The organism is Saccharomonospora saliphila YIM 90502 (assembly GCF_000383795.1).
Classification (GTDB): domain Bacteria; phylum Actinomycetota; class Actinomycetes; order Mycobacteriales; family Pseudonocardiaceae; genus Saccharomonospora; species Saccharomonospora saliphila.
In genome coordinates this window covers 11,145-13,489 of record NZ_KB912729.1, presented here as the reverse complement: position 1 = coordinate 13,489, position 2,345 = coordinate 11,145, and the positions used below count along the sequence as shown (strand labels likewise).

General features: G+C 73.3%; 2 protein-coding genes. Both read right to left on the bottom strand.

Annotated features, from left to right (window positions below):
- Positions 1-163: 163 nt before the first annotated feature.
- The gene (gene wecB, locus SACSA_RS0120615; protein WP_019819752.1) at positions 164-1,228 is read right to left on the bottom strand and encodes a non-hydrolyzing UDP-N-acetylglucosamine 2-epimerase; all 1,065 of its coding nucleotides are present in this window, start codon (positions 1,226-1,228) and stop codon (positions 164-166) included.
- A 54-nt stretch (positions 1,229-1,282) separates the two neighbouring features.
- On the bottom strand, positions 1,283-2,345 hold a 1,063-nt coding region (locus SACSA_RS26490; RefSeq protein ID WP_198009119.1), incomplete at its 5' end, for a DUF6541 family protein.

Sequence of the window (2,345 nt, the reverse complement as noted above, 5' to 3'; positions counted from 1 at the left end):
CATGACCGCCCTGCTCGACCGGCCCGCGCCGGACCGCGACCACCTCGTCGGCTGGGTGGCCGAGCACGCCTCCCTGGCGACCACCGGACGGACCGCCGCCCGGTGGATCACCGAGGACCTGCGCCGGGCGTCGTCGGCCCGCTGACCGGCCCTGCTCCGCGGGTCAGGCGCCGTCCCGGGCGAGCAGCGTGTCCACTGTGGTGAGGGCCGCGCGGCCCGTGCCGTAGGGCGCGGCGTCGGTCTCGGCGGGACGCGGCCGGTCCACGATGCCGGGCAAGGCGGCGAAGTCGTCGTGCACGAGCGTGTTCCAGCCGTACTCGACGGTCTCGACCCACTCGGTCTCCGGGCGGATCGTGGTGCACGGCACCCGCAGCAGGAACGCCTCCTTCTGCAACCCGCCCGAATCGGTGATCACGCCCGCGCTGTGTGACACGGCGTTGACCAGGTCCGGGTAGCTCAGCGGCTCGCACGCCGTCACGGCGCCGACCGAGAGGTCGATGCCGTGCCGCTCGGCCACGGCCCGCAGGCGGGGGTGGGCCAGCAGCACCACCGGCCTGGTGACCTTGCCGATGCCGTCGAGGATCGCGCGCAGCCGCTCGGGATCGTCGGTGTTGTCGGGGCGGTGCAGCGTGGCCACGTAGTACTCGCCCGGCTCCACCGGCGCGTCGAGCGCGAGCGGGGTGTTCGCCACCCTGTCCCGCACCCGGTACAGGACGTCGGTCATCACGTCGCCCACCAGCACCCCGCGCTCGGCGAGCCCCTCGTGGGCGAGGTGGTCCATCGCGACCTGTGTCGGAGCCAGCAGCAGGTCGGCCGCGTGGTCGGTGAGCACCCGGTTGTGCTCCTCCGGCATCCGGCGGTTGAACGAGCGCAGCCCCGCTTCCAGATGTGCCACGGGCACGTGCAGCTTCACCGCGGCGAGCGCGGCGGCCAGTGTGGAGTTCGTGTCGCCGTAGACCAGGACCCAGTCCGGCGCGGTGTCGGTGAACACGGTTTCCAGCCCGGAGAGCATGGCGCCGGTCTGCTCGCCGTGCCCGCCCGAGCCGATGCCGAGGTTGACGTCGGGGTGCGGAATGCCGAGGTCGGCGAAGAACGCGTCGCTCATGTTGTGGTCGTAGTGCTGGCCCGTGTGCACGATGACGTGCTCGGCCCGATCCCGCATCGCCTCCGCGACCGGGGCGAGTTTGACGAACTGCGGGCGCGCACCGACGACGCTCAGGATTCGCATGGCGCGGAGTCTAGCGACGCGCCGCGGCCCGCACGCGCGGGTGCGGGTGGGTGCTCAGCACCCGGTGACCTGGTAGAGCACCGCGGCGGGGCCCTCGGCGTCCACCCGGGTCAGACCAGGATTCACGGCGGCGGTCTTGAGGCCGTCGTAGGAGATCGTGCGGCCGTGCACCTGTGGGCCCGCGAAGGCGAGCACGTAGTAGCTGTTCAGTTCCCGCACCGCCGCGCACACGCGGGGATCGTCGTGGACGCGGTGCAGGTTGTTCATCAGGAATTCGGCTTTCGGGGGCGGTGAGCCGCCGACGTGGGGGGTGAGGGTGCGCCGCTCGCCGAGGGCGTAGGCCAGTGCCGTGCCGGTCCACGGGTTGCCGAGGATCGTCGCCTCGGCCGGGACCGTGTCGGGCAGCCGGTCGAGCAGGGCGCGTTCGGCGGGGGAGAGCACGGGCGCGTCCGTGGTCTCGTACTGCGCCCGGCCCTTCCAGACGGCGTAGTTGACCGAGCTGTACTGCCCGAATGCCCCGAGGACCACGGCGGCGAGCACCGCGGCGGCCAGGCAGGCGGCGGAGGTGGAGGAGGTGGCCCGGAGCCGCTCGCGCGCCGCCGGGAACCGTGTGGCTGCGTGGCGGGCGAGGCGGTAGAAGACCCAGGTCGCGGTGGCCGCGCAGACCACCGCGGTGAGCGCGGGCAACATTCCCGCGAGCCTGCGGGTGTCGTTGTACCAGACGCCGGTGAGGAAATCCCGCAGACCGCTGTCCGGCACCGCCGAGACCACGACGAACAGCCCCGCTGCCACGAGATAGGCGCCGAGCACCCACCCGCTGAACCGGCCGCGTGCCAACAGCGCGAGCGCGGTCAGCGTCAGAGCGAGCACCACCCAGCTCGGACCCTGCTTGCCGACGCCGCCCGCGAGGATCTGCCCGAGCGCCTGCGGGATCGTCTGCACCGGGGCCCACCCCGACGCGCTCGCGCTCGGCCGCAGCACCGCCCACAGGACCACGAGTCCGACGAGGTAGGCGATCACGGCCACGATCAGCACCGCGAAGCGCACGGTCGCCGCCCGGCCCCCGCCTCGCCGGGGACGTCGCCGGGCCACGGCGACCACCAGCACCGGCACGGCC